This window comes from Streptomyces sp. BK79 (genome assembly GCF_044142145.1).
Lineage (GTDB): Bacteria > Actinomycetota > Actinomycetes > Streptomycetales > Streptomycetaceae > Streptomyces.
On the sequence record NZ_JBHVOC010000013.1, the window covers coordinates 96,517 to 119,984 of the forward strand.

General features: G+C 72.3%; 22 protein-coding genes and 1 riboswitch. Of the genes, 9 read left to right on the forward strand and 13 right to left on the reverse strand.

Annotated elements, in window-relative coordinates; all coding sequences use genetic code 11:
* Window positions 1–48: 48 nt before the first annotated feature.
* Window positions 49–1,191, reverse strand: a complete 1,143-nt coding sequence (locus ACFIF2_RS17905) for a glycosyltransferase family 4 protein (protein WP_395573666.1) — start codon at window positions 1,189–1,191, stop codon at window positions 49–51.
* 157 nt (window positions 1,192–1,348) lie between these two features.
* On the opposite strand from ACFIF2_RS17905, the gene ACFIF2_RS17910 reads away from it, so the two are divergent.
* Window positions 1,349–2,590, forward strand: coding sequence for a glycosyltransferase 87 family protein (locus tag ACFIF2_RS17910; protein WP_395573668.1), 1,242 nt, complete (start codon window positions 1,349–1,351; stop codon window positions 2,588–2,590).
* Here the strand turns inward: ACFIF2_RS17910 and ACFIF2_RS17915 are convergent.
* From ACFIF2_RS17915 to ACFIF2_RS17935, 5 genes are all read right to left on the reverse strand, one after another.
* Window positions 2,547–3,740 carry a hypothetical protein gene (locus ACFIF2_RS17915; RefSeq protein WP_395573670.1) on the reverse strand — a complete coding sequence of 398 codons (1,194 nt, stop codon included), beginning with the start codon at window positions 3,738–3,740 and terminating at the stop codon, window positions 2,547–2,549. The two genes, ACFIF2_RS17910 and ACFIF2_RS17915, sit on opposite strands and share 44 nt — an antisense overlap.
* Window positions 3,741–3,798: 58 nt before the next feature.
* Window positions 3,799–4,812, reverse strand: coding sequence for an NlpC/P60 family protein (locus ACFIF2_RS17920; RefSeq protein WP_395573672.1), 1,014 nt, complete (start codon window positions 4,810–4,812; stop codon window positions 3,799–3,801).
* A gap of 211 nt (window positions 4,813–5,023) precedes the next feature.
* Window positions 5,024–6,076 (reverse strand): NlpC/P60 family protein, encoded by a 1,053-nt coding sequence (locus ACFIF2_RS17925; protein WP_395573922.1) that lies wholly within the window; start codon window positions 6,074–6,076, stop codon window positions 5,024–5,026.
* Window positions 6,077–6,308: 232 nt separating this feature from the next.
* Window positions 6,309–7,652 carry an NYN domain-containing protein gene (locus ACFIF2_RS17930; RefSeq protein ID WP_395573674.1) on the reverse strand — a complete coding sequence of 448 codons (1,344 nt, stop codon included), beginning with the start codon at window positions 7,650–7,652 and terminating at the stop codon, window positions 6,309–6,311.
* 62 nt (window positions 7,653–7,714) lie between these two features.
* On the reverse strand, window positions 7,715–7,954 hold the full coding sequence (locus ACFIF2_RS17935) for a hypothetical protein (RefSeq protein WP_395573676.1): 240 nt from the start codon (window positions 7,952–7,954) through the stop codon (window positions 7,715–7,717).
* Between the two features lie 157 nt (window positions 7,955–8,111).
* Here ACFIF2_RS17935 and ACFIF2_RS17940 point away from each other — a divergent pair, with 157 nt between their 5' ends.
* The 7 genes from ACFIF2_RS17940 to ACFIF2_RS17970 all read left to right on the forward strand — a co-directional run bounded on the left by ACFIF2_RS17940 (window position 8,112) and on the right by ACFIF2_RS17970 (window position 14,488).
* A complete protein-coding gene (locus ACFIF2_RS17940; protein ID WP_395573678.1) occupies window positions 8,112–8,873 on the forward strand; it encodes a rhomboid family intramembrane serine protease in 762 nt (253 codons plus the stop codon).
* Window positions 8,870–9,151 carry an Lrp/AsnC family transcriptional regulator gene (locus tag ACFIF2_RS17945; RefSeq protein ID WP_395573680.1) on the forward strand — a complete coding sequence of 94 codons (282 nt, stop codon included), beginning with the start codon at window positions 8,870–8,872 and terminating at the stop codon, window positions 9,149–9,151. Before ACFIF2_RS17940 ends, ACFIF2_RS17945 begins: the two co-directional genes overlap by 4 nt.
* 147 nt (window positions 9,152–9,298) lie before the next feature.
* On the forward strand, window positions 9,299–9,613 hold the full coding sequence (locus tag ACFIF2_RS17950) for a small secreted hydrophilic protein (RefSeq protein ID WP_395573682.1): 315 nt from the start codon (window positions 9,299–9,301) through the stop codon (window positions 9,611–9,613).
* Complete coding sequence (locus tag ACFIF2_RS17955; RefSeq protein WP_395573684.1) at window positions 9,534–11,024, forward strand: ATP-binding protein; 1,491 nt, start codon at window positions 9,534–9,536, stop codon at window positions 11,022–11,024. The genes ACFIF2_RS17950 and ACFIF2_RS17955 overlap by 80 nt, the downstream gene beginning before the upstream one ends.
* 20 nt (window positions 11,025–11,044) lie before the next feature.
* Window positions 11,045–11,707 carry a response regulator transcription factor gene (locus tag ACFIF2_RS17960; RefSeq protein ID WP_395573686.1) on the forward strand — a complete coding sequence of 221 codons (663 nt, stop codon included), beginning with the start codon at window positions 11,045–11,047 and terminating at the stop codon, window positions 11,705–11,707.
* Between the two features lie 88 nt (window positions 11,708–11,795).
* Window positions 11,796–13,211, forward strand: coding sequence for an SLC13 family permease (locus ACFIF2_RS17965; RefSeq protein WP_395573688.1), 1,416 nt, complete (start codon window positions 11,796–11,798; stop codon window positions 13,209–13,211).
* Window positions 13,208–14,488: a glycerate kinase gene (locus ACFIF2_RS17970; protein ID WP_395573690.1), complete on the forward strand. Its 1,281-nt coding sequence runs from the start codon at window positions 13,208–13,210 to the stop codon at window positions 14,486–14,488. Before ACFIF2_RS17965 ends, ACFIF2_RS17970 begins: the two co-directional genes overlap by 4 nt.
* On the opposite strand, the gene ACFIF2_RS17975 is transcribed toward ACFIF2_RS17970, so the two are convergent.
* The 6 genes from ACFIF2_RS17975 to ACFIF2_RS18000 form a co-directional block, all read right to left on the reverse strand.
* On the reverse strand, window positions 14,398–15,795 hold the full coding sequence (locus ACFIF2_RS17975; RefSeq protein ID WP_395573692.1) for an aminotransferase class V-fold PLP-dependent enzyme: 1,398 nt from the start codon (window positions 15,793–15,795) through the stop codon (window positions 14,398–14,400). The genes ACFIF2_RS17970 and ACFIF2_RS17975 overlap by 91 nt on opposite strands.
* Before the next feature lie 146 nt (window positions 15,796–15,941).
* Window positions 15,942–16,058, reverse strand: a riboswitch (SAM riboswitch).
* 80 nt (window positions 16,059–16,138) lie between these two features.
* Complete coding sequence (gene trpD / locus ACFIF2_RS17980) at window positions 16,139–17,203, reverse strand: anthranilate phosphoribosyltransferase (RefSeq protein ID WP_395573694.1); 1,065 nt, start codon at window positions 17,201–17,203, stop codon at window positions 16,139–16,141.
* Window positions 17,204–17,334: 131 nt separating this feature from the next.
* Window positions 17,335–18,972, reverse strand: coding sequence for a cytochrome bc complex cytochrome b subunit (locus ACFIF2_RS17985; protein WP_395573696.1), 1,638 nt, complete (start codon window positions 18,970–18,972; stop codon window positions 17,335–17,337).
* Window positions 18,969–20,027, reverse strand: coding sequence for a Rieske 2Fe-2S domain-containing protein (locus ACFIF2_RS17990; protein WP_395573698.1), 1,059 nt, complete (start codon window positions 20,025–20,027; stop codon window positions 18,969–18,971). Before ACFIF2_RS17990 ends, ACFIF2_RS17985 begins: the two co-directional genes overlap by 4 nt.
* Window positions 20,024–20,833: a c-type cytochrome gene (locus tag ACFIF2_RS17995; protein ID WP_395573700.1), complete on the reverse strand. Its 810-nt coding sequence runs from the start codon at window positions 20,831–20,833 to the stop codon at window positions 20,024–20,026. Before ACFIF2_RS17995 ends, ACFIF2_RS17990 begins: the two co-directional genes overlap by 4 nt.
* 65 nt (window positions 20,834–20,898) lie before the next feature.
* Window positions 20,899–21,519, reverse strand: a complete 621-nt coding sequence (locus tag ACFIF2_RS18000; protein WP_029393865.1) for a heme-copper oxidase subunit III — start codon at window positions 21,517–21,519, stop codon at window positions 20,899–20,901.
* A 188-nt stretch (window positions 21,520–21,707) separates the two neighbouring features.
* Between ACFIF2_RS18000 and ACFIF2_RS18005 the strand changes: the two genes are divergently transcribed.
* Window positions 21,708–22,109, forward strand: a complete 402-nt coding sequence (locus ACFIF2_RS18005) for a hypothetical protein (RefSeq protein ID WP_395573702.1) — start codon at window positions 21,708–21,710, stop codon at window positions 22,107–22,109.
* A 21-nt stretch (window positions 22,110–22,130) separates the two neighbouring features.
* On the opposite strand, the gene ACFIF2_RS18010 is transcribed toward ACFIF2_RS18005, so the two are convergent.
* Window positions 22,131–23,405 carry an Ig-like domain-containing protein gene (locus ACFIF2_RS18010; protein WP_395573704.1) on the reverse strand — a complete coding sequence of 425 codons (1,275 nt, stop codon included), beginning with the start codon at window positions 23,403–23,405 and terminating at the stop codon, window positions 22,131–22,133.
* Window positions 23,406–23,468: the final 63 nt, after the last annotated feature.

Sequence of the window (23,468 nt, forward strand, 5' to 3'; positions counted from 1 at the left end):
CGCGCCCCTGGGTCGGTCCGCTTCACCGTGCCGACAAGGCACCCTGCCTCACAGCAAGGCCTTCAAGTGCTCCGCCAGCAGGTCCCAGCGCCACTTCTCCTCGACCCAGGCCCGGCCCCGCTCGCCCATCCGGCGGCGCAGCTCCGCATCGCCGAGGAGCGTGACGACGCGGTCGGCGGTCTGTTCCGCGGACTCGCCGCGCACCACCCACCCCGTCTCCCCGTCCAGTACGGCGTCGGGCGCGCCGCCCGAGTCGCCGGCGACGACGGGCAGGCCGGTCGCGGAGGCCTCCAGGTAGACGATCCCGAGCCCTTCCACGTCCAGGCCGCCCCGCCGGGTCCGGCACGGCATGGCGAAGACGTCCCCGGCGCCGTAGTGCGCGGGCAGTTCGGACCAGGGGACGGCGCCGGTGAAGTGGACGGAGGCGGCGACGCCGGTCTCGTGGGCGAGGCGGCGCAGGTCCTTCTCGTAGGGGCCGCCGCCGACGATCAGCAGGACGGCGTCCGGTTCGGCGGCGAGCACGCGCGGCATCGCCCGGATCAGGGTGTCCTGGCCCTTGCGGGGGACGAGCCGCGAGACGCACACCACGACCGGCCGGTCGGTCAGGCCCAGCCGGGCCCGGACCTCGTCGCCGCCGCTGCCCGGGTGGAAGGTCTTCTCGTCGACGCCGGGCGGCAGCTGCGTCATCCGTGCGGCGGCCTCGGGGGTGAGCGCGCCCGCGATCCGCGAACGCGTGTACTCCCCGAGGTAGGTGATCGTGTCCGTGGACTCCCCGATCCGGCGCAGCAGCTGCCGGGCGGCGGGCAGCTGGGCCCAGCCCGCCTCGTGGCCGTGGGTGGTGGCGACGAGCCGCTCGGCCCCCGCCCTGCGCAGCGCCGGCGCCATCAGCCCGAGCGGTGCCGCCGCCCCGAACCACACCGACGTGCACCCGTGCTCGCGCAGCAGCCCGACGGCCCGCCGGGTCGCGCCCGGCGTCGGCAGCAGCATCGTCGTACGGTCCCGTACGACGGTGAAGGGCTGCTCGGCGTCGAAGGCGGCGGTGGCCTCGGCGCCCTCGCGGCCGCGCTTCCAGGTGGAGGCGTAGACGACGACCCGCTCCGGGTCCAGGCGTAGCGCCATGTTGTGCAGGAAGGCCTGGATGCCGCCCGGACGGGGTGGGAAGTCGTTCGTCACGATCAAGGTCTTGCGCACGCCGCCGACCCTACCGAACCCTCCGGACGGGCCCGGGGCCGGTCGCGTCCTGTGGCACGCGCACAGGTGTCCGGGTCATCATGGCCGCACGGCAGGCGTGGCCCGGCACGGCGTGACAGGGCACGACCGGAACGGCACGCGGACGGGCAGGGAGCACGTGGAGACGACGGACGCGAGGCGGCCCGCGCTGCGGCTGCTGACGGCCTGGGGCGCCACGCGGGTGGTCCTGCTGCTGTTCGTGCTGAAGCTGCTGGTCTTCCCGGGCCCGGACGTCACCGTCGACGTGTCCGTCATCTACCGGGACTGGCACGACGTCCTGCGCGCCGGAACGTTTCCGCTGAAGGACGTCACCTGGCAGTACCCGCCCGCGGCGGCCCTCGCCGTCCTCTCCCCCACGCTGCTCCCCTTCCTGGAGTACGCGACGGCCTTCTTCGTCCTGGCCTGTCTGACGGACCTGGCCGTCCTCGCCCTGCTGTGGCGGGCGGGCCGGGGTGCCGGGCGCTCACCGCGCGGGGCGTGGGTGTGGGTGGCGGGCGTCCCGCTGCTCGGTCCGACCGTGTACGCCCGCTACGACGTGATGGTCACGGCCGTCGCGGTGGCGGCGCTGCTCGCCGCGGGCCGGCATCCGCGCGTGGCAGGTGCCCTGGCGGCGCTGGGGACGCTGCTGAAGGTGTGGCCGGCGCTGGTGCTCGTGGGGATGCGCGGACGTGTGCCGTGGGCCGCGGCGGCCCTGAGCGGGGCGGGGCTCGCGGCGCTGTTCGCCGCGACGATGCCCGGGGCGTTCGCGTTCCTGACCTTCCAGCGCGACCGGGGCACCGAGGTGGAGTCGCTGGGCGCGCTGGTCTTCCACGTCGCCCGGCACTTCGGCTGGGAGGGCGAGGTGCTGCTCAACTACGGCTCGGTCGAGTTCCTCGGCCCGTACGTGGGCACGGTGAGCGCGGTGGCGCTCGGGCTGACCGCCGTGGCGTTCGGCTGGCTGCTGGTGTGGCGGCTGGCGGCCTCCCGCTTCGCGGCGCACACGGCGGCGGACGCGGCCTTCGTGGCGGTGCTGCTGTTCACGGTGACCAGCCGGGTGATCAGCCCGCAGTACATGGTGTGGCTGATCGGCCTCGCGGCGGTCTGCCGGTGCTTCCGGGCCAGCCGCATGCGGGTGCCGGCCGCCCTGGTCCTGGCGGCGAGCCTGGTGACGGTGCTGGAGTTCCCGGTGTGGTTCGACCACGTGGTCGCCGGCGACCCGCTCGGCATCGGGCTCCTCGCCCTGCGCAACGGCCTGCTGGTGGCCGCGGCGCTCGTCGCGGCCCGCGCCCTGTGGCGGGACACGGTGCGGCGCGGGCCGGCCGGGCCCGAGGACCGGCTCAGTCGAACGCCGTGCGCAGATACTCCCGCCACCGCGTCGTGAAGTCCTCCGGCGTGGTCCCGAGCACCTCGCGCATCGCGTCCTCCACCGCGCCGGCGCGGTCGTCGTGCGTGCCCACGGCCCGGTAGAAGGCGTTCAGGCGCTCCTCGCCCCACTGGGCGGCGATCATGCGGCAGGCGAGCCAGCCGCCCTCGTAGGCGCGGGCCAGCTCGTCCGCGTCGGCGGTGAAGCCGAAGTCCTCGTCCGTCGGCAGGTGCGCGGGCGCCCGGCCCTCGGCGACCGCGCGGTCCAGCTCGGGGGCGGACTGGGCGGGGGAACGTCCGCTGTCGCGGTAGCCGACCCAGTCGGCGTAGCCCTCGGACAGCCACAGCGGGGTGGCCGAGGTGGTGTCGGCACGGGTGGCGACGTGCGTGGTCTCGTGGGTGAGCACGACCTGCTTGCCGAGGGTGCCGAGCAGCCCGTACGCGTCGGGGTTGACGATGATCCGGTCCGCCGGCGCGTGTTCCCGGCCGCCGGTCTCGCCGGTGGTGACCGCGGCGATGCCCCGGTAGGAGGAGGCGGGCGAGCCCAGCAGGCCCGCCATGCCCTCCAGCGACTCGGGGACCAGCACCACGACCCGCCGGGACCAGTCGCCGTCCCAGGCGTCCGACACGGCCGGCACCGCGCGGTCGGCCAGGTCGGCGAAGCCCCGCAGCGTCCCGGTGGACTGCCCGACGCCGAGCACGAGGCTGTGCGTCCCGCGCACGACCCGCACGGCACCCTGGTCCCACGGCTGCTGGCCGGACTTCTTCGCCGGCCGGTCGGAGTCGACGGACCACGGCCCGTCCGCGCCCTCGCGGCTCAGCCGCACGGTACGGCGGGCGGTGACGGGCCCCCGGTCGTGGCCCTCGACGCGGTAGCGCAGTTCGACGTCGGCGGTGGCCGTGGCGCCGCCGCGGTCCACGTCCGCCACGCGGTACGACCAGGCGGCCAGCGGCACCGCGCTCAGGTTGTCGAAGCCGGCTCCGTCACCGGTACGGGCGTAGGCGGCCCGGTCGTGGTCGAGCACGGCCGCCGCCCGCCGGTCCAGTACCCGCTGCACCTCGGAAAGGACGGGGTCGGCCGCGCTCCGGCCGCCGCAGCCCACGAGGGCGGCCAGCAGCAGGCACAGCGCCACCACCGAGGAACCCGACACCCGCCCGCGACCAGCCACCTTCCCGATCGTACGGGCGCCGGGCCCGAGGGGGCAGTGGCCGGCGGGCCCGGGAGGATCACACCCGGGTCACCGAGGAGACCGGCATCATGCCGACCGGGTCGTAGCGCACGGGCGCGCCCGGGTAGGGCGCGTGGATGACCTGGCCGTCGCCGACGTACATGCCGATGTGGCTGGCGTCGTCCCGGTAGGCGACCAGGTCGCCGGGGCGCGCCTCGGCCAGGGACACCCGCTGCCCGGTGCCGGACTGCGCCTGCGAGGTGCGCGGCAGGCCGACCCCGGCCTGGGCGTACGACCACTGGGTCAGGCCCGAGCAGTCGAAGCCGGTGGGTCCGTTGGCACCCCAGACGTACGGCTTGCCCAGGGCCGAGCGGGCGGCGGCGACGGCGGCGGCCGCGCGGCCGGAGACGGGGTCCGCGGCGCCGGGGCCGGGCAGGTCGGCGCGGCCGGAGCGGGAGCCCCGGTCGTAGGCGGCGCGGTCCTCGTCCGGCAGGGAGTTCAGCAGTGCGCGGGCCTCGGCGAGCTTGCGCTCCACGGTCTTCTTGTGGGCGGCGACGGCCTTGCGGCCCTTCTCCAGTTCGGTGAGCTTGCGGCCCGCCTCGGCGCGGTCCTCGGCGAGGTCGCGCATCGCCTCCTGGAGTTCCCTCAGTTCGCCGGCCTGGCGGGTGGTGACCCGGTCGAGCACCGAGGCCTTGTCCAGGTAGTCGTCCGGGTCGGCGGAGAGCAGCAGCGCCAGCGACGGGTCGATGCCGCCGGAGCGGTACTGCGCGCCGGCCAGCGAACCCAGCGCGTCCCGCATGGAGTTGATGCGCTCCTGCTGCCGCGCGATGGCGTCCTGCGCGGCGCTGACCTCCTCGCGCAGGGCGTCGGTGCGCGCGTCGGCCTTGTTGTACGCCTCGGTCGCCCGCTCCGCCTCCGTGTACAGCCGGTCCACCTCCGCCCGCCGGTCGTCGTGCGGGGCGGCCGTGGCCGGTACGGCGCCCAGGACCGCGGCGGCGACGGAAAGCAGGCCCACGGCGGCGGTGGCGCCGCGGTCGAACCCGGTTGGTGCAAGGCGGCGATGGGACCCCACGGGAAGCCGCACTCCTTCCGCTGACGGACAGGGAAACGCGGCAGACAGTAACCCCGCGCCGGGCCGGCGGCCAACGACCTCGCGGGGCGCGCGGCCCGGCGCCGGGCCGCCGACGCAGGTCACCGGCGGGGCGGGAGCCAGAACGCCCTCGCCGTGATTCGCCCGAACGGGCGGCACGACGAGGGCGACTTCGGGTGGCGCGGGGGCTGGGTCAGACCCGCACGCCGAACATGAACGGGCCGCCGATGGTGCCCATCGACTCGTAGCGGACGACCGTGCCGGTGCGCGGCGCGTGCAGCACCTGGCCGTTGCCGGCGTAGAGGCCGACGTGGTGCAGGTCGTTGAAGAAGAAGACCAGGTCGCCGACCTGGAGCTGGCTCTGCGAGTAGATCCGCGTGCCCGCGCCGGTCTGCGCCTCGGAGGTGCGCGGGATGCCGACGCCGGCCTGGGCGTAGGCCCAGGAGGTCAGGCCCGAGCAGTCGAAGGAGGACGGGCCGGTGGCGCCGTAGACGTAGGGCGTGCCGATCTTGCTCTGGGCGGCGGCGAAGGCGGCGGCGGCCCGGCCGGAGGCGGGCTTGCCGGAGGGGCCGTCGGTGCTGGAGAGGACCTCGCGCTCGCTGGTGCGGGTGGCGCGCTGCTCCTCCTCGGCGAGGGCGGCCTTCTCCTGCGCGGTGAGGGTGTTGAGCAGCTTCTGGGCGGAGGAGAGCTTGCCCTGGACTTCCTTCTTCTTCTTGCCCAGCTCGGTGCGGGTGGAGGCGAGGTCCTTGAGCTTCTCGGACGCCTCGGAACGCTGCTGGGCGAGGTCGCGCTGCTTCTCCTGGATCTTCTTCAGCGCCTCGACCTGCTGACCGCTCAGCTGGTCGAGGGTGGATGCCTTGTCCAGGTAGCTGTCCGGGTCGGCGGACAGGAAGAGCTGGAGGGAGGGGTCTATGCCGCCGGAGCGGTACTGGGCGCTGGCCATCGAACCGAGGCCGTCGCGCAGCTCGTTGAGCTCCTCCTGGCCGCGGGCGACGTTGTCCTGGATCGTGGAGATCTCCTTCTGGAGCTTCTCCTGCTTCTCCTTGGCGCCGTTGTACTTCTCGGTGGCCTGCTCCGCCTCGGTGTAGAGCTTGTCGACCTTGGCCTTGACCTCGTCCTTGCTCGGCTTCTCGCTCGGGGCGGCGTTGGCGGCCTGGGAGCTGAGAGCGACAGCGGCTGCGGCAGCGGTGGTGAGCACGGTCACGCGCGTGCGGCTCGGCTGCTTGGGACGACGGTGGGACGCCACGGAGACGAGCTCCTTCTTGAGAGGGATCACCCGTTCGAGGGTTCGAGGGCTGACCCTAGTGACCCACTCGTGATCAGTTCAAATCCTCCGCCGAAAAATCCCGGTTACGCACCGCATTCTTTGCCACAACTCACGTGCGGTAATCCCTACTTGACGCTACGTTGCGTGACGGTTCCGTCAATTCAGGCATAGAACACCTACGTTACGGTTGCCTCGAAAGTGAAGCAGGAGGTCAGGAAAGCCGCTTGAGGAGCACCGCGGACGCCACCGGGCGTGCGCCGGCGCGCGCGACCCCGTCGGCGACCTCGCGGTCGGTGGAGACGACGATGACCGGCCGCCCCGGCGGCTCGGCCCGCACCAGCTGGCGGATCAGCTCGTCGGCGGTGACCCCGGGCTTGGAGAACAGCACCCGCACCCCGCGCGGCGGCGCCAGCAGCACCGGCGCCGCCAGCTCGGCGCCGTCGAAGACGCAGGTCATCTCGGCGCCGGTCTGGGCGGCGAGCTGGGAGAGCTGGCCGAGCAGGCGCAGCCGCTGCTTCTCCAGCGGCATCTGCGGGTAGCCGGTCTTGGTGACGTTGTAGCCGTCGACGACCAGGTGCGCCTGGGGCAGCGCCAGCAACTGGTCGAGGATGGCGGGGTCGTTCTCGGACAGGGCGCGGGCGGCGATGTCCTTGGGCGTCATCCGGCCCGGCTCGACCGCGTCCACCGTCTCGGCGGGCTTCACGGACACCGGGGGCAGCGCCAGCTCCCGGCGCAGCCCCTGCGTCGCGTCCAGCAGGGTGTCCAGCAGCAGCCGCACCCGCATGTCCTCGACGCTGCGCCCCTCGCGGGCCGCCTTGCGGGTGGCCTCCAGGGCCGCCTCCGCCTCCCCGAGCCGGGTCTTGAGCCGCCGGGTCTCGCTCTCGGCGGCGGACACCTGGGCGTGGCTCTCGGCCCGGACGGCGTCCATCTCGGCCTGGACCTTGCGCAGCGCCGCCTCGCCGCGCTTGACGTCGCTGAGGGCGGAGCGCAGCTTGCGGTGCAGCGACTCGGCCTCCCGCTTCGCCGCGTCCAGCTCGGTCCGCAGCCGCTCGGTCTCGGCCTTGGTGTGCTCCCGGGCGCGGGCCAGCTCCTGGTGCAGCCGCTCCAGCTCCGCCCGGTTCTCCTCGTCGGCGCGCTCGGCGTCCGCGCGCTGCGCCTCCTCGCCGGCCGCGGTCACGAGCTTCACCCAGCCGTGCGGCCGCAGCACGTAGGCCGCGGCCGCCACGTCGAGGGGGTCCGCGGCCGGGGGCGGGGAGCCGGCGTCCAGGGCCCCGGCCAGTTCGGGCTGGGCCGCCCGGAACTTCTCGCCGATGCGCTGGCGGAACAGGGTGTCGGTCTCCACGGCGGCGGCCATGGCGTTGCCGGCGAACTTGGTCCTGCGGTTCGGAGCGAAACGGGCGTACTGTCTCAGCTGTGCGGGCAGTTCGCCGAGGGTGAGTCCGCCGAAGCCGTCGGACACGATCTGGACGACCCTGCGCCGCACGCCGTCGGGCAGCGGGCGGTCGAGCACCTCGGCGGCGCCGTCCCCCGGCCCCCCGCCCTGTGTCTCCACCATCCGTCACCCCAATGTCTCAGGGCGACCCCGGTCCGGGATCGCCTGGTGCGGGGCCGCTCCCGTCAGGAGGCGGCACCCGGCCTGTCCACGAGTTCCACCTGGTCCACGGCGTTGCACCAGCGGCACCGCACCGACTCGATGGTCTCACTGAGCACCTCGCGCTCCTCGACCTGCGGCTCGCCGGCCAGGTCGAGGTGGACGTACTCCACGACCTTCGAGGCCCGGGTCACGTCGAAGCGGGTGAGGTTGCCGCAGAGGGTGCAGCGCCACCGCGTCGTGTCGGTCGGCAGGGGAACCGTCATCGTGGCTGTTCGCTCTCTTCCAGTGTCGGTGACGCACCGGGCTTCCCGGGTGCGTGTGGCTCGTAACCCTACGGCCTGGCGGGTACCCGACGCCCGCGTGTCCACGGCGGCGAGGCGGTCCGGGCGGTTGCGTCCCGTTACGTCATGCTCTGTAGCCATGATCCGCAACTGGAGCACGGCAGCCCTCGGAAGGGTCAGGACGCTCGGCACGGCCCGCGGGACCCGGGGCCGCACGGCACCGGTGACGTACACGCTGATCACGCTGTGCTGTCTGCTGTTCCTGATCAGCCCGGCGGCGGGCCTCAATCCCGCGTACGGCGCCGGGGAGGAGCTGCTGGCCGCGCAGCGCGCCTACTTCCGGCGCTGGGGCGTGATCCCCGCAGAACTGTTCGAGGACTCCCCCGGCTCGGCGCTGACCCCCGCGACGGCCCTCTTCGTCCACGGCAGCTGGGTGCACCTGCTGGGCAACATGCTCTTCCTGTACGTCTTCGGCGCGATGACCGAGGAACGGATGGGCCGGCTCCAGTTCGCCCTGTTCTACCTCGGCTGCGGCTACCTGGCCCTGCTCGGCTACGCGGGCGCCAACGCCCACTCCCAGCAGTCCCTGGTCGGTGCCTCGGGGGCGATCTCCGCGATCCTCGGCGCGTTCCTCTTCCTCTTCCCGAGCGCCCGGGTGACCAGCCTCCTGCCCTTCCTCTTCTTCCTGCCGCTGCGGTTCCCGGCCTGGGTGGTGCTGCCCTTCTGGGCCGGGCTCCAGTGGATGGCCGCGGGGCGGGCCGGCGACGGCCCGGGAGTGGCGTACCTCGCGCACCTGGTGGGCTTCGGGCTGGGCTTCGTCTTCGCCTGGGTGCGGTTCGGGCCTGCGGCTAGAGTGAAGAGCGTTCCAGTGGCGGCGCCCGAGGGAGAGAACCAGCCGTGATCAGCGCGATCGTCCTCATCAAGACCAGCGTGGACCGCATCCCCGAGATCGCGGAGCGGATCGCCGCGCTGGAGAACGTCACGGAGGTCTTCTCCGTCACCGGCACCTACGACCTGATCGCCATGGTGCGGGTGAGCCGGCACGAGGACCTGGCCGAGGTCATCCCCGGCCGGATCAGCAAGATCCCGGGCGTGGAGGGCACGGACACGCACGTGGCGTTCCGGACGTACTCGCAGCACGACCTGGAGGCGGCGTTCGCCATCGGGCTCGACAACTGAGCCGGCGGCCGGGGCCCGGGGGCTGTGCCCCGCGCGGCTGTGCCCCGGGCGGCTGTGCCCCGGGCGGCTGTGCCCCGGGCGGCTGATGAAGAGTTCTTCATCGCGGGCTCATCCGGGACGACGGGTACGGGGCGCAGGATCGAGGACATGGTCTTCTCACGCCGGATGGCGGCCCTCGCGGCCGTGGTCCTGATCCCACTCGGCATCGCCGCGACCAGTTTCGCCCTCACCGACAGCCCGAAGGAGCCCAAGGTGCCGTCCAAGGTGGAGCTGGAGAGCGGCTCCCCGACGCCGACGCCCACCTCCTCCTCGCCCGAGCCGACGCCCAGCGACCAGGTGGTGACCCGGCCACCGGTGACCGACAGCCCCCCGGATGACGACGATGACGACGACCGAGGCCAGGAGCCCGACGACTCAGCCGTCGACCGGGGCGCCGACGACGGGCCCGGCGACGACGGCTGACCGCGAGCGCCGCCGGATCTCGGCCCGCGTCCGCATCCTGCTGTGGCTGCTGCTCGTGATGGCGGTCGCCCTGGCCTCGGTCGCCGCGACCACCCGCTCGATCCTGCTGCGCGACACCGACCAGCGGATCAACGGGCTGCTCGCCCAGGAGGCCGGCGAGTTCGCCAACTTCGAGGAGCAGGGCTTCGACCCGGCCACCGGCCGCCCGTTCACCGACCCGGGGCGGCTGCTGCGGGTCTTCCTGGAGCGGCAGTACGCCGACCTGGACGAGGAGCTGATCGGCCTGGTCGGCGACGTGGGCGGCAAGCCCACGCAGATCATCCAGCAGCGCGAGATCCCGGTCGCCCTGCCCCTGCACGAGGACGCCGGCGCCCGGCGCCGCATCTACGCCTCGCCCGACTCCACCGGCACCCTCCAGCGGCCCGAGGGCGACATCCGCTGGGCCAAGGTCACCGTGGCCCGCTACGGCGGCGAACCGGCGGCGGCCTTCGTGGTCGCCTTCCACCCGGGGCGCGAACAGGCCCGCGCCGACGAGGTGTTCCGCGTGCTGCTGGCCATCTCCGGCGTCGCCCTGCTGATGACGACCGGCATCGCCTGGGTGGTCGCGGGCCGCATCCTCAAGCCGGTGCGGCTGGTGCGGACCACGGCCGCGCAGCTCACCGAGCAGGACCTGACCCGGCGCATCCCGGTCCACGGCCACGACGACGTGGCGGCGCTCGCCGAGACGTTCAACGCCATGCTCGACCGGCTGGAACGCGCCTTCGCCACCCAGCGCCGGTTCGTCGACGACGCGGGACACGAGCTGCGCACGCCGATCACCATCGTCCGCGGCCACCTGGAGCTGATGGGCGACGACCCGGCCGAGCGCGAGGAGACCGTCCGCCTGGTCACCGACGAACTGGACCGGATGAGCCGCATCGTCGAGGACCTGCTGCTGCTCGCCAAGGCCGAACGCCCCGACTTCGTCACCCCCGAGCCGGTCCAGGTCGCCGAACTCACCGCCGACGTCTACGTCAAGGCCCGCACCCTCGGCGACCGGGACTGGGTGCTGGACCAGGTCGCCGACCGCGAGGCCCGGCTCGATCCCCAGCGGATCACGCAGGCGATGGTGCAGCTCGCCCAGAACGCCGTGCAGCACACCACCACCGGCCAGACCATCCGCATCGGCTCCCGCGCCGACGGCGCCCGGATCGAGCTGTACGTCGCCGACTCGGGCCCCGGCGTGCAGCCCCAGGACGCCGAGGTCATCTTCGAGCGCTTCCGGCGCGGCACCGCCCGGCGCGGGGTGCGCGGGACCGGCGCCGGGCTCGGCCTGTCGATCGTCCAGGCGATCGCGGAGGGCCACGGCGGGCGGGTCGCCCTGCGCACCACCGAGGGCGGCGGGGCCACCTTCGTACTGACACTGGACTGATTTCCGGAAGAGGCACGCCCATGAACCGCATCCTCATCGTCGAGGACGAGGAGCGCATCGCCTCCTTCGTCGAGAAGGGCCTGCGCGCCAACGGCTTCACCACCACCGCCGTCGCCGACGGCGACGCCGCCTTCGAGTACGCCCTGACCGGCGGCTTCGACCTGGTCGTCCTGGACATCGGGCTGCCCGGCCGGGACGGTTTCACGGTCCTGCGCGAGCTGCGCGAGTCCCGGGTGACGACCCCGGTGATCGTCCTGACCGCCCGGGACTCCGTACGGGACACGGTGGCCGGCCTGGAGGGCGGCGCCGACGACTGGATGACCAAGCCGTTCCGCTTCGAGGAACTGCTCGCCCGGGTGCGGCTGCGGCTGCGTACGGCGGCCCGGGCGCCGGAGGTGACGGTGCTGAGGTCCGGCGACCTCTCCCTGGACCTGCGCACCCGCCGGGCGCGCGCCGGGGAGCGGCTGGTCGACCTGACGGCCCGTGAGTTCGTGCTGCTGGAGCTGTTCCTGCGGCATCCGGGGCAGGTCCTGTCGCGGGAGCAGATCCTGTCCCACGTGTGGGGCTACGACTTCGACCCGGGCTCCAACATCGTGGACGTGTACGTGCGGGCGCTGCGCAAGAAGCTGGGCGCGCAACGGGTGGAGACGGTGCGGGGGATGGGGTACCGGCTGCCGGGCTGACCGACTGCCGGACTGACCGGCTTTCGTGTGAAGTTTCCTTCATGTCGGGCTCATTGAGGACTCACCGCCCGGGCGAACACTCGATGACGTGACGTTGAACCTCCGCCTGGCGGCGGCCCTGTGTGCGGCGCTGTCCCTGTGCGCGCTGCTGGCGGTCCCCGCCAACTTCCCCGCCCTCGGTGGCGACGCGCGCCTGACCCTCGCCGTGTTCGCGCTGGCCACCTGCGCCTGGATCGCCACGCCGATCGACGACACCTACATCGCGCTGGGTGCCGGACTCGCGCTGACCGCGACCGGCGTGATCAGCAGCGACACCCTCTTCGGCACCCTCGGTGACGACACGGTGTGGCTGCTGATCTGCGCCTTCGTCCTGGCCGCCGCGGTGGCCCGCACCGGGCTCGCGGGCCGGGCGGCGGCGTTCCTGGTCGGCGGGGCGCGCAGCGTACGGCAGTTGGTCCACCTGACCACGGCCGCGCTGGTCGTGACCGCCTTCGCGGTGCCGGCCACCTCGGGGCGGGCGGCGCTCGCGCTGCCGGTGTTCCTCGCCCTCGCCAAGGCCCTCGCGGACCGCAAACGCCTGGTGGTGATGCTGGCGCTGCTGTTCCCGACCGTGATCCTGCTGTCGGCGGTGGCGACCCTGATCGGAGCGGGCGCGCACCTGATCACCGTGTCGGTGCTGTGGGAGACGACCGGCGACCGGATCGGCTTCACCCAGTGGCTGCTGCTGGGCCTCCCCCTGGCGGTGGCCTCCTCCCATCTGGCCGCCGAGACGGTGCTGCTGACGACGACCCGGCGGGCGGACCGCAAGGGTCCCGTCCACATCACCGCCGAGGAGATACAGCGGCACAGCGAGAGCCCGGTGACCGGGCCGTGGACGCAGGCGGAGAAGCGGTGCGCCCTGCTGCTGGCCACCGTGGTGGCCCTGTGGTGCAGCGAGCCGCTGCACCACGTGTCGCCCGCGGTCGTGGCGCTGATCGGCGCGGTCGTCGCCTCCACCCCCGCGCTCGGCACCGTACGGCTCAAGGACGCGCTCAAGACGGTGCCCTGGTCGCTGCTGCTGTTCATGGCGGCGACCATGGCGATGGGCGTCGCGCTCGCCGACTCCGGCGCGGCGAAGTGGCTGGTGTCGGGGATACCCGCGCACGTCACGCCGGCCGTCTTCCTCGGTGTGGTGGTCGCGATCAGCACGGCCGCCCACCTGGTCCTCCAGTCCCGCTCGGCCCGCTCCTCGGTCCTGGTCCCGCTGGTGATCGCGGCGGCCGTGGGCGCCGGGGTCAATCCGGTCGCCGCCGCGCTCGCGTCCACCGCCGCCGCCGGCTTCTGCCACACGCTCCCGGCCTCCGCCAAGCCGGTCACGCTCTTCTCCGACCTCCCCGGCACCCCCACCTACACCCCGCGCGACCTGCTGCGGCTGTCCGCCGTCCTGGCGCCGCTGACGGCCGCGCTCGTGCTGTTCTTCGCCGCCGCCGTCTGGCCGCTGCTCGGCGTACCCGTGACCCGATGAAGGAGTCCTCCGTGTCTTCCCTGCCCACCCTGCTGAACCGCGTCGTCGTCGCGCCCAGCGGCTTCAAGGAGTCCCTGTCCGCCGAGGCCGCCGCCGACGCCATCGCGGCGGGCGTCCGCCGGGTCCTGCCGGCCGCCGAGATCGACCGCGTCCCGCTCGTCGACGGCGGCGAGGGCACGGCCGCCGCGCTGGCCGCCGCGACCGGCGGACGGCTCGTCGCGCTGGCCGCCACCGGCCCGGTCGGCGAGACCGTCGGCACCCACTTCGCCCTGCTCGGCGGCCGGGACACGGCGGTGGTGGAGATGGCGGCCGTGGCCGGTCTCTCCCTGGTCCCCCGGGCCCTGCGCGACCCCGGCGCCACCACCACGTACGGCGTCGGAGAGCTGATCCGCGCCGCGCTCGACACCGGGGTACGGCGCGTCCTGGTCGGCTGCGGCGACTCGGGTACGTCCGACGGGGGCGCCGGCGCGCTCCAGGCGCTCGGGGCGCGGCTGCTGGACGCCGACGGCTTCGAACTCCCGCCCGGCGGACGGGAGCTGATCCGCCTGGCCCGCGTCGACCCGTCCGGCCTCGACGCCCGTCTGGGGGACACCGAGCTGCTGGTGGCCTGCAACCCCTTCAACGTGCTCTGCGGAGAGCGGGGCGTGGCCCGGGTGTTCGGCCCGCAGAAGGGGGCGACGCCCGCACAGGTCGAGGAGTTGTCGGCCGGGCTGGAGAACTGGGCGCGCGTCCTCACCCGCGACCTCGGGGTCACCGGCGTCGACCTGCGCGGCGGCCCCGGCACCGGCGCCTCGGGCGGACTGGGCGCCGGACTGGCCGCCGTCGGGGCCCGGCTGCTGCCCCGCTTCGACGTGCTGCTGGACCACCTCGACCTGGACGCCCGGCTGGCCCGCGCCGACCTGGTGCTGACCGCCGAGGGCGCCCTGGACCACCAGACGCCGCGCGGCAAGGTCCCCGCCGAGGTGGCCCGCCGCGCCAAGCTCTCCGGGCGTCCCGTCCTCGCCCTGGCCGGCACACTCGGCGAGGGCGCGCACGAGGTGCCGGGGGTGGACGCCTTCCACGGCATCATGCCGGCGCCGATGGCCCTGGCGGACGCCCTGCTGCGGGCCTCGGAACTCCTCACGGACGCCACCGAACGGGCGCTGCGGATGATCCTGCTGGGCTCACGCCTGCCGGGCCGGGCGGCTCAGCCGGCGGAGGCGGGGGCGCCGGCGGCGGTGGAGGTGCCGGCGGCGCTGGAGGTGTCGGGCACGCAGCGTCCGTCCTCGGTGCGGTAGTTCCACCGGGCGCCGTCGCTCACCAGCTCCTTCACGGCGTTCACGAACCGCTCGACGTGCTCGTCCGGGGTGCCCGCGCCGAAGCTCACCCGGATGGCGTTCAGGGACTTCTCGCCGGGCGCCGCCTCGGGCGCGCCGCACTCGCCCTGCGTCTGCGGGTCGCTGCCGAGCAGGGTGCGCACCAGCGGGTGGGCGCAGAACAGGCCGTCGCGCACACCGATGCCGTACTCGGCGGAGAGCGCGGCGGCGAAGTGGGAGCTGTTCCAGCCGTCGACGACGAAGGAGAGGACACCGACGCGGGGGGCCTCGTCACCGAAGAGCGAGAGGACCCGCACCCGCGGCACCTCGGCGAGGCCCTCCCGCACCTTCCGGATCAGGTACTCCTCGCGGGCGACCAGCGTGTCGAACCCGGCCTCGGTGAGCGCCTTGCAGGCGGAGGCGATCGCGTAGGCGCCGATGACGTTGGGCGACCCGGCCTCGTGGCGCGCGGCGCTGTCGTGCCACTCCACGTCCACCCCGCCGTCGGCGCGCCGGGTGACCCGGCGGCTGGCACCGCCGCCCGCGAGGTACGGCTCGGCCTCGCGCAGCCAGTCGGCGCGGCCGGCCAGCACGCCGGCGCCGAAGGGGGCGTACAGCTTGTGCCCGGAGAAGGCGACCCAGTCGACGTCCAGGTCGGCCACCGACACGGGGTGGTGCGGGGCGAGCTGGGCGGCGTCCAGCACGATGCGGGCGCCGTGCGCGTGGGCGGCGGCGGCCAGTTCCCGCACCGGCCACAGCTCACCGGTGACGTTCGAGGCGCCGGTGACGCACACCAGGGCGGGCCCGTACGGCTCGCGGGCGGCCAGCGCGCGCTCCAGGGTCTCGACGGCCTGCGCGGGGGTGCGCGGGGCGTCGAGGTAGGTCACGTCCGCGTTCCGCCAGGGCAGCAGCGAGGCGTGGTGCTCGGTCTCGAAGACGAAGACCCGGCAGCCGGCGGGCAGCGCGGCGGCGAGCAGGTTGAGGGAGTCGGTGGTGGAGCGGGTGAAGACCACCTGGTCCCCGTCCCGGCAGCCGAGGAATCCGGCGACGGTCCTGCGGGCGTTCTCGAACAGGTCGGTCGACAGCTGCGACAGGTACCCGGCCCCGCGGTGCACGCTGCCGTAGTACGGGGCGTAGGCGGCGACGTCGTCCCAGACCCGCTGGAGCGCGGGCGCGCTGGCGGCGTAGTCGAGCGCGGCGTAGGTGACCTCTCCGCCGGTGACGAGCGGCACGGTGACGTCCCGGCCCAGAACGGGCAGCGGGGTGGCGACAGCGGTGGGTACGGACATGGCGGACTCCCGTGAAGACCAGCGCGGAGGAACGCGCTGTGAAAGAGAAGAAAGGGGTGTGCGGAGGCGGGGCTCTGCGGCCCTATCGCATTCGCTGGTTCACGGGAGACTCCCTCGGACGACCCAGGACCCCTGGTTTCGCGAGGGGTCCGCGCTTGCCGTGGACCTTGCTGTCCACGACCTGGTCTTCACCCGGGGCACCCCGCCACGGACGGAGGGTTGCCGGACAGTCGGCCGGGGCCTCATGACTGTCACTCATGACCTGTCGGAAAACCTAAGGGAAATGATCGGCGCCCCGCAACCCGGGTCCGGATCGCGGGACGCACGTCACACGGGAAGGCGGCTACGCGTTGCTCGCGGCCACCCAGCGCTCCAGGGCCCGCCTGGCCGCGCCCGAGTCGATCGACTCGGCGGCCCGGTCCATGCCGGCCCGGACCTGCTCCGTCAGCGTCCCCGCGCCGGGCTCCAGGGCCACCAGGGCCGCCGCCGAGTTCAGCAGCACCGCGTCGCGGACCGGGCCGCTCTCGCCGTTCAGCAGGCGGCGGGCGACGTCGGCGTTGTAGGAGGCGTCGGCACCGCGCAGCGCCTCGACCGGCACGAGGTCGATGCCGACGTCCCGGGGGTCGAAGGTCTCCTCGGTCACCCGGCCGTCCCGGACGACCCAGACCTTGGACGTGGAGGTCGTGGTCAGCTCGTCGAGGCCGTCGTCACCGCGGAAGACCAGGGACGAGTGGCCGCGCTCGGCGAAGACACCGGCGATGATCGGCGCCATCCGGGCGTGGGCCACCCCGATGGCCTGGGCCTTCACATGGGCGGGGTTGGTCAACGGGCCCAGGAAGTTGAACACCGTGCGGATGCCCAGCTGACCGCGCGCCGCCGCCACGTGGCGCAGCGCCGGGTGGAACTTCACGGCGAAGCAGAAGGTGATGCCGGCCTCCTCGGCGACCTCCGCCACCCGCTTCGGCGTCAGCTCCAGGTTGACCCCGAGCTTCTCCAGGACGTCGGAGGCCCCGGACGCCGAGGAGGCGGCCCGGTTGCCGTGCTTGACGACCTTCGCGCCCGTGCCGGCCACGACGATCGCCGACATGGTGGAGATGTTGACCGTCTTGGCGCCGTCGCCGCCGGTACCGACGATGTCGACCGTCTCGCCGGGCACCTCGATCACGTTGGCGTGGGCGTACATCGTGCGGACGAGACCGGAGATCTCCTCGACGGTCTCTCCCTTGGACCTCAGGGCCACCGCGAAGCCGGCGATCTGCGCGTCCGTCGCCTCGCCGCGCATGATCACGTCCAGCGCCCACGCCGTGTCGTCGGCGGACAGGTCGCGGCCGTCCAGCAGTCCGTTCAGCAGGGCGGGCCAGGAGCGGCCCGCCGCGTTGTCGCCTCCAGCGGGGGTCGCAGCGCTCATGAGCCGCTCCAGAATCGTGTGTGTGGCGGAAGGGAAGTGTGCTCCCACCCTATCCAGCCCCGGGCACGGCGAAGGGCCCCGTCCGCGGAACGGACGGGGCCCTTCGACCGTGGTGTGGCGACGCTGGAGGGTCAGTGGTGGCCGTGGCCGCTCGTGATCTCCTTGTACTCCTCGACGGTCGGCTTCGGAATCTGCGACTCCTCGCCGTAGTACCCCTTGCTCAGCTTGGCGCGGAGCTTCTCCGTGCGCTTCGGCTTGCGCTCGACGCCGTTCTCGTCGACCGTCGGGCCGATCTCGGCCGGCTTGTACTGCTCGTGCGCCGTGAGCGTGTAGAGCGCCTCCTGGCTGAGCGGCTCGTGCACCTCGATGAACTCACCGTGCGGCAGGCGCTTGATGATGCCCGACTCGCGGCCGTGCAGCACCTTCTCCTTGTCCCGGCGCTGGAGGCCGAGGCAGATCCGCTTGGTGACGATGAACGCGATGACCGGTCCGACGAAGAACGCGATGCGGACGAACCAGGTGATCGCGTTGATCGACAGGTGGAAGTGCGTGGCCCAGATGTCGTTGCCGCCACCGATGAGCAGGATGAAGTACTCGGTGATCCAGGCGACACCGAACGCGGTCCGCGTCGGGGCGTTGCGCGGGCGGTCCAGGATGTGGTGCTCGCGCTTGTCGCCGGTGACCCAGGACTCGATGAACGGGTAGACCGCGATCGCCGCCAGGACCAGCGGGAAGATCATCAGCGGGACGAACACACCCAGGACGAGCGTGTGGCCCCAGAAGTTGATCTCCCAGCCGGGCATGACACGGATAAGACCCTCGGAGAAGCCCATGTACCAGTCGGGCTGGGCGCCGGTGGAGACCATGTCCGGCCGGTAGGGGCCGATGGACCAGATCGGGTTGATCGTGGCGATCGCCGAGATGGCGGCGATGACACCGAAGACCAGGAAGAAGAAGCCTCCGGCCTTCGCCATGTACACCGGCAGCAGCGGCATGCCGACGACGTTCTTGTTCGTCTTGCCGGGACCCGCGAACTGCGTGTGCTTGTGGTAGAAGACCAGGATCAGGTGGGCCACCATCAGGCCCAGCATGATGCCCGGCAGCAGCAGGATGTGGATCGAGTAGAACCGGGCCACGAAGTCGTGGCCGGGGAACTCCCCGCCGAAGAGGAAGAACGAGATGTACGTGCCGACGATCGGCACGGACAGGATCGCGCCCTCCATGAAGCGGATACCGGTGCCCGAGAGCAGGTCGTCCGGGAGCGAGTAACCGGTGAAACCGGTGAACATGCCGAGGACGAGCAGCAGGAAGCCGAACAGCCAGTTGACCTCGCGCGGCTTGCGGAATGCGCCGGTGAAGAAGACGCGCATCATGTGCACGAACATGCCGGCGAGGAAGATCAGCGCCGCCCAGTGGTGGATCTGCCGGATGAGCAGACCACCGCGGACGTCGAAGCTGATGTCCAGCGTCGAGGCGTACGCCTCACTCATCAGCTGGCCCTGCAGCGGCACGTACGAGCCGTGGTACGTGACCTCGTTCATCGACGGGTGGAAGAACAGCGTCAGGTACACACCCGTGAGGATGATGATGATGAAGCTGTACATGCACACTTCGCCGAGCATGAACGACCAGTGGTCGGGGAAGATCTTGCGCATGTTGGCCTTGGCCAGGGAGTAGATCCCCAGGCGGCCGTCGGCCCAGTCGGCGACGCGCTCGCCGGCCGGTGCCTTCCCGCGAGAGCGGGGGGCTTCGTTGGCTGTAGTGCTCATCCGCGCTCCCAGAAGGCAGGACCGACGGGCTCTTCGAAGTCGCCGAGCGCTTCGAGGTAACCCTCGTCGTTCACGCCGATGCGCAGCTGCGGCAAGGCGTGACCGGCGGGACCGAAGATCACCCGGGCGCCGTCGGCAAGGTCGAAGGTGGACTGGTGGCAGGGGCAGAGCGCGTGGTGCGTCTGCTGCTCGTACAGGGAGATCGGGCAACCGACGTGGGTGCAGATCTTCGAGTACGCCACGATGCCCTCGTGCGACCACTCGAGCTCGCGCTTGTCCTTGATGGCCTCCGGCTCCAGCCGGATGATCATCAGGGCCGCCTTCGCGATCTCCGTCATGAACTCCTCGTCGTGCTCCTCCAGGCCCTCGGGCATGGCGAAGGTGAGCGAGCCCACCGCGACGTCGGAGGGACGCAGCGGCTCGTGGGTGTTCATGTTGACGAGCAGCTTGCCCTTGGACCACAGGGTGTGCCGGAGCTTGGTCCCGGGCAGCGGGCCGAGGTCGCGCAGCAGGACGACGCCGGAGAGCGGCACCAGCGTGAGCGCGCCCAGCATCGTGTTGCGGATCAGCTTGCGGCGCCCGATCACCGACTCCTTGGCACCCTGCTTGAAGTCCGCGTGGACCTTGGCACGGGTCTCGGGGTCGGCCTCGATCGGGTGCCGCTCGTCGGCGACCTCCTCGTCGGACATCAGGGTGCGGGCCCAGTGGACCGCGCCGGCGCCGATCGCGAACAGCGCGACGCCGAGCGTCATGCCGAGCGCGAAGTTCAGCGCACTGATGTGACCGAGCGGGAAGATGTAGACCGACTTGTCGACCGGGATCGTCACGAACGAGGCGATGAAGCCGATGGTGGCCAGCATCGAGAGCGTGAACAGCAGGGCGACCGTGCGCTCGGACCGCTTGGCGGCCCGCTCGTCGATGTCCTGGATCCGGTGCTCGTGGGGCGGCAGCCCCGGGTCGGCGAACGGGTTCTGCTCGTCCGCGACCTTCACCGCACCGTGGTGGGTGCCCTGCGCTGCGGGCAGGTTCTCTTCTGGAATGTCTTGGCTACTCATGACTTCTTGGCCTTTGCGGTCCGAGCGGCGACCCAGACGGCGACCGCGATCAGCGCGCCCAGTCCGAAGACCCACGCGAACAGACCCTCACTGACCGGGCCCAGTCCGCCGAGGTTGAGCCCGCCGGGGTTCTCGGTGTCGTCGCTGTTGACCGCGTGCAGGTAGGCGATGATGTCCTTCTTGTTCTGCTCCGACAGCGTGGTGTCGGGGAAGGAGGGCATGTTCTGCGGGCCGGTCTGCATGGCCTCGTAGATGTGCTTGGGGTCGACATCCTCGAGGCTCGGCGCGTACTTGCCGTGCGTCAGAGCGCCGCCCTTGCCGGTGAAGTTGTGGCACTGCGCGCAGTTGTTGCGGAACAGTTCGCCACCCTTGGCGATGTCCGCGCCCTCCGGGCCGTACTTCTCCTGCGACGGGATGGCCGGACCGGCACCGAGCGAGGCGATGTAGGCGGCCAGCTGGTCGATCTCGGCCTGGGAGTAGATCACCTTCTTGCGCGGGACCTGCGCGCCCGGCTGCTGGGCCGGCATACGGCCGGTGCCCACCTGGAAGTCGACGGCCGCGGCGCCGACGCCGACCAGGCTCGGACCGTCGGTGGTGCCCTGACCTCCGGTGCCGTGGCAACTGGCACAGCCGACGGCGTAGAGCTTCTTGCCCTCGTCGATGGCGAGGGACTGGGCGGTTTCATCGGCCTGCGCCTTGTCCGCGGGTGCGAACGCGGCGTACAGCCCCCCTGTGCATGCCAGCGCGAGGAGTAGGACGACGAGCGCCGCCAGCGGGTGGCGTCGTCGTGCGGAGAGCTTTTTCACGGATTACCCCGGTGTCAGGATCTTCTGCGTCGATGCTTCTGGTATTGGGCGGGTGCGTGCCGCGACTACTTGATCATGTAGATCGTGGCGAAGAGACCGATCCAGACGACATCGACGAAGTGCCAGTAATAGGACACGACAATGGCCGCGGTCGCCTGCTCGTGGGTGAACCTCCGGGCCGCGTAGGTGCGGCCGAGGACCAGCAGGAAGGCGATGAGGCCGCCCGTCACGTGCAGTCCGTGGAAGCCGGTGGTCAGGTAGAACACCGAGCCGTACGGGTCCGACGAGAGCGAGAGGCCCTCGTGCTTGACCAGCTCGGTGTACTCGAACACCTGACCGCCGATGAAGATCGCACCCATCACGAAGGTGACGATGAACCACATCCTGAGCTTCTTCACGTCACCGCGCTCGGCCGCGAACACGCCGAGCTGGCAGGTGAGGGAGGAGAGCACCAGGATCGTGGTGTTCGTCGCGGAGAACGGGAAGTTCAACGCGTCGGCCTTCTCGGACCAGAAGTCCGGGCCGGTCACCGATCGCAGGGTGAAGTACATCGCGAAGAGGGCCGCGAAGAACATCAGCTCGGAACTCAACCAGATGATGGTTCCGACGCTGGTGAGGTTCGGCCGGTTGACCGACGGGTGCGCGTGCCCGGTTTCTACTGTCGTTGCTGTCGCCACGACCGACATTATGTCGGTCGCTTATCCCGCCCTCACCCCGGGGGGTGCCGTTCGGTGTGTTCGCCCCCTCTGTAGTGCCCGTATGGCCCATCGAACGGCCCGTCGAAGGCGTGTCCGAACCAGTGTTGACGGGCTGTTCAAGGGAGTAGCATCCGGCGCAACGGGCACGACAGTCCCCACCGCGTATCGGAGGAAGCATGCAGGCGACCGCCACGGTGCTGGTCTACAGCGACGACTCCAACACCCGCGAACAGGTGCGGCTCGCGACCGGTCGCCGGCCGGCTCCGGACGTGCCCGTGGTCGAGTTCGTGGAGTGCGCCACGCCGGCCGCCGCGATCAAGGAGCTGGACAAGGGCGGGATCGACGTCTGCGTCCTGGACGGCGAGGCGGTGCCGATGGGCGGCATGGGCCTGTGCCGGCAGATCAAGGACGAGATCTTCCACTGCCCGCCGGTGCTGCTGCTCATCGCGCGGCCGCAGGACGCGTGGCTGGCGACCTGGAGCCGCGCGGAGGCGGCTGTGGCGCTTCCCGTGGAGCCGGTCGAGTTCGCGTCCGCGCTGGCCGCGCTGCTGCGGGAGAAGCGGCTTCAGGGCGTCTGAGGGCACCCTCGGCGCGGGCCGCTACACCGCCGCCGGACGCAGCCTCGCCGCCTCCTGGTCGCCGGCCGTCCCGGTGCCGCCCGTCAGGGCGCTTCCGGTGCGCCACTTGGCCCAGTCCAGGTTCCAGTCGCCGAAGCCGTTGCCGAAGGCCTCCATGGTCTCGCCCCCGGAGTTGACGACCTCCACGAGGTCGCCCTCCTGGACGGCGCCGAAGAACCACTCCGCGTTGGCGGTGCTCATGCCGACGCAGCCGTGGCTGACGTTGGCGGAGCCCTGGGAGCCCACGGACCAGGGGGCGGCGTGCACGTACTCGCCGCTCCAGGTGACCCTGGTCGCGAAGTACACGGGCAGGTCGTAGGACTCCGAGGAGCCCTCGGCGATGCCCACGGTGCTGCTGCGCATGCGTACGAAGGGTTCCTTGCCGAGGACGACCTTGACCCCGTTGCGGGTCTCGAAGCCGGGCTTGCCGGTGGTGACGGGGATCTGCCGGACCTCCTGGCCCTCCTTGAAGAGGGTCAGGGTGTGGGACGCCGCGTCGGTGACCGCCACGACGCGGTCGTCGGTGGTGATCCGCAGGGACTTGGCGGCGCCGCCCCACATCCGGTCACCGATCTTGATGCCGTCGAGGGCGCTGCGGACCTGGACGGTGGCGTGGGAGGGCCAGTAGTCCCTGGGCCGGTAGTGGAGCTTCTTGTCGTCCACCCAGTGCCAGGCGCCCTCCACCGCGGGCGTCGACTCCACCTTCAGGCCGCGTTCCACTATGGCCCGCTGGGCGGGGTCCCGCACCGGCTGGCTCAGCTCCGCGGTGAGGGGCTGGCCGACGCCGTACGCGCCCGCTTTGGGGCCGAGGGCGACGTCCAGGGTCTTCTTGGCGCTGGGCCGGCCGGTCTCCAGGGTGAGCACCTTGCGGCCGGGCGCGCCGTCGCCGTCCTCGGTGCTCACCCGGACCGTGTAGCGGGCGTTGGCGGCCAGCGGTGAGGTGCTGTGCCAGCGGGACCCGTCGGCGGAGAGTTCGCCCGCCACGTAGCGGCCGGTGGCGTCCACGGCCGTGACGTCCGTGATGCGCCCGCCGGCGCCCTCGGCGACGACCTCCAGGGGCTTGTCCGGGTCGGCCTTCTTCCCGGCGTCCGTGGGGCCGTTGAAGGAGATCTGGCCCGCCGCGTCGTACGGCGCGGCGGACAGCGGGTGGTCGTCGCCGCCGCTGCAGGCGGTGACGCTCGCGCCGAGGGCCATCACCAGCAGGGTGCAGCCGACGACCGTACGCCCCCGCGCCTGGAAGTGAACCGGGTTGCTCATGTGTTCACGCTAGGGAGCAACGTCAACGACGGCACGGCGGGTAACCCGGACGAGTGAGCCGGG

Excerpts from the sequence above, each read along its gene's own strand:
- ACFIF2_RS17930 (WP_395573674.1), bottom strand. The coding sequence starts at position 7,652 with ATGGTGGAGACACAGGGCGGGGGGCCGGGGGACGGCGCCGCCGAGGTG.
- ACFIF2_RS17935 (WP_395573676.1), bottom strand. The coding sequence starts at position 7,954 with ATGACGGTTCCCCTGCCGACCGACACGACGCGGTGGCGCTGCACCCTC.
- ACFIF2_RS17940 (WP_395573678.1), top strand. The coding sequence starts at position 8,112 with ATGATCCGCAACTGGAGCACGGCAGCCCTCGGAAGGGTCAGGACGCTC.
- ACFIF2_RS17950 (WP_395573682.1), top strand. The coding sequence starts at position 9,299 with ATGGTCTTCTCACGCCGGATGGCGGCCCTCGCGGCCGTGGTCCTGATC.
- ACFIF2_RS17955 (WP_395573684.1), top strand. The coding sequence starts at position 9,534 with ATGACGACGACCGAGGCCAGGAGCCCGACGACTCAGCCGTCGACCGGG.
- ACFIF2_RS17960 (WP_395573686.1), top strand. The coding sequence starts at position 11,045 with ATGAACCGCATCCTCATCGTCGAGGACGAGGAGCGCATCGCCTCCTTC.
- ACFIF2_RS17970 (WP_395573690.1), top strand. The coding sequence starts at position 13,208 with ATGAAGGAGTCCTCCGTGTCTTCCCTGCCCACCCTGCTGAACCGCGTC.
- ACFIF2_RS17975 (WP_395573692.1), bottom strand. The coding sequence starts at position 15,795 with ATGTCCGTACCCACCGCTGTCGCCACCCCGCTGCCCGTTCTGGGCCGG.
- trpD (WP_395573694.1), bottom strand. The coding sequence starts at position 17,203 with ATGAGCGCTGCGACCCCCGCTGGAGGCGACAACGCGGCGGGCCGCTCC.
- ACFIF2_RS17985 (WP_395573696.1), bottom strand. The coding sequence starts at position 18,972 with ATGAGCACTACAGCCAACGAAGCCCCCCGCTCTCGCGGGAAGGCACCG.
- ACFIF2_RS17990 (WP_395573698.1), bottom strand. The coding sequence starts at position 20,027 with ATGAGTAGCCAAGACATTCCAGAAGAGAACCTGCCCGCAGCGCAGGGC.
- ACFIF2_RS18000 (WP_029393865.1), bottom strand. The coding sequence starts at position 21,519 with ATGTCGGTCGTGGCGACAGCAACGACAGTAGAAACCGGGCACGCGCAC.
- ACFIF2_RS18005 (WP_395573702.1), top strand. The coding sequence starts at position 21,708 with ATGCAGGCGACCGCCACGGTGCTGGTCTACAGCGACGACTCCAACACC.
- ACFIF2_RS18010 (WP_395573704.1), bottom strand. The coding sequence starts at position 23,405 with ATGAGCAACCCGGTTCACTTCCAGGCGCGGGGGCGTACGGTCGTCGGC.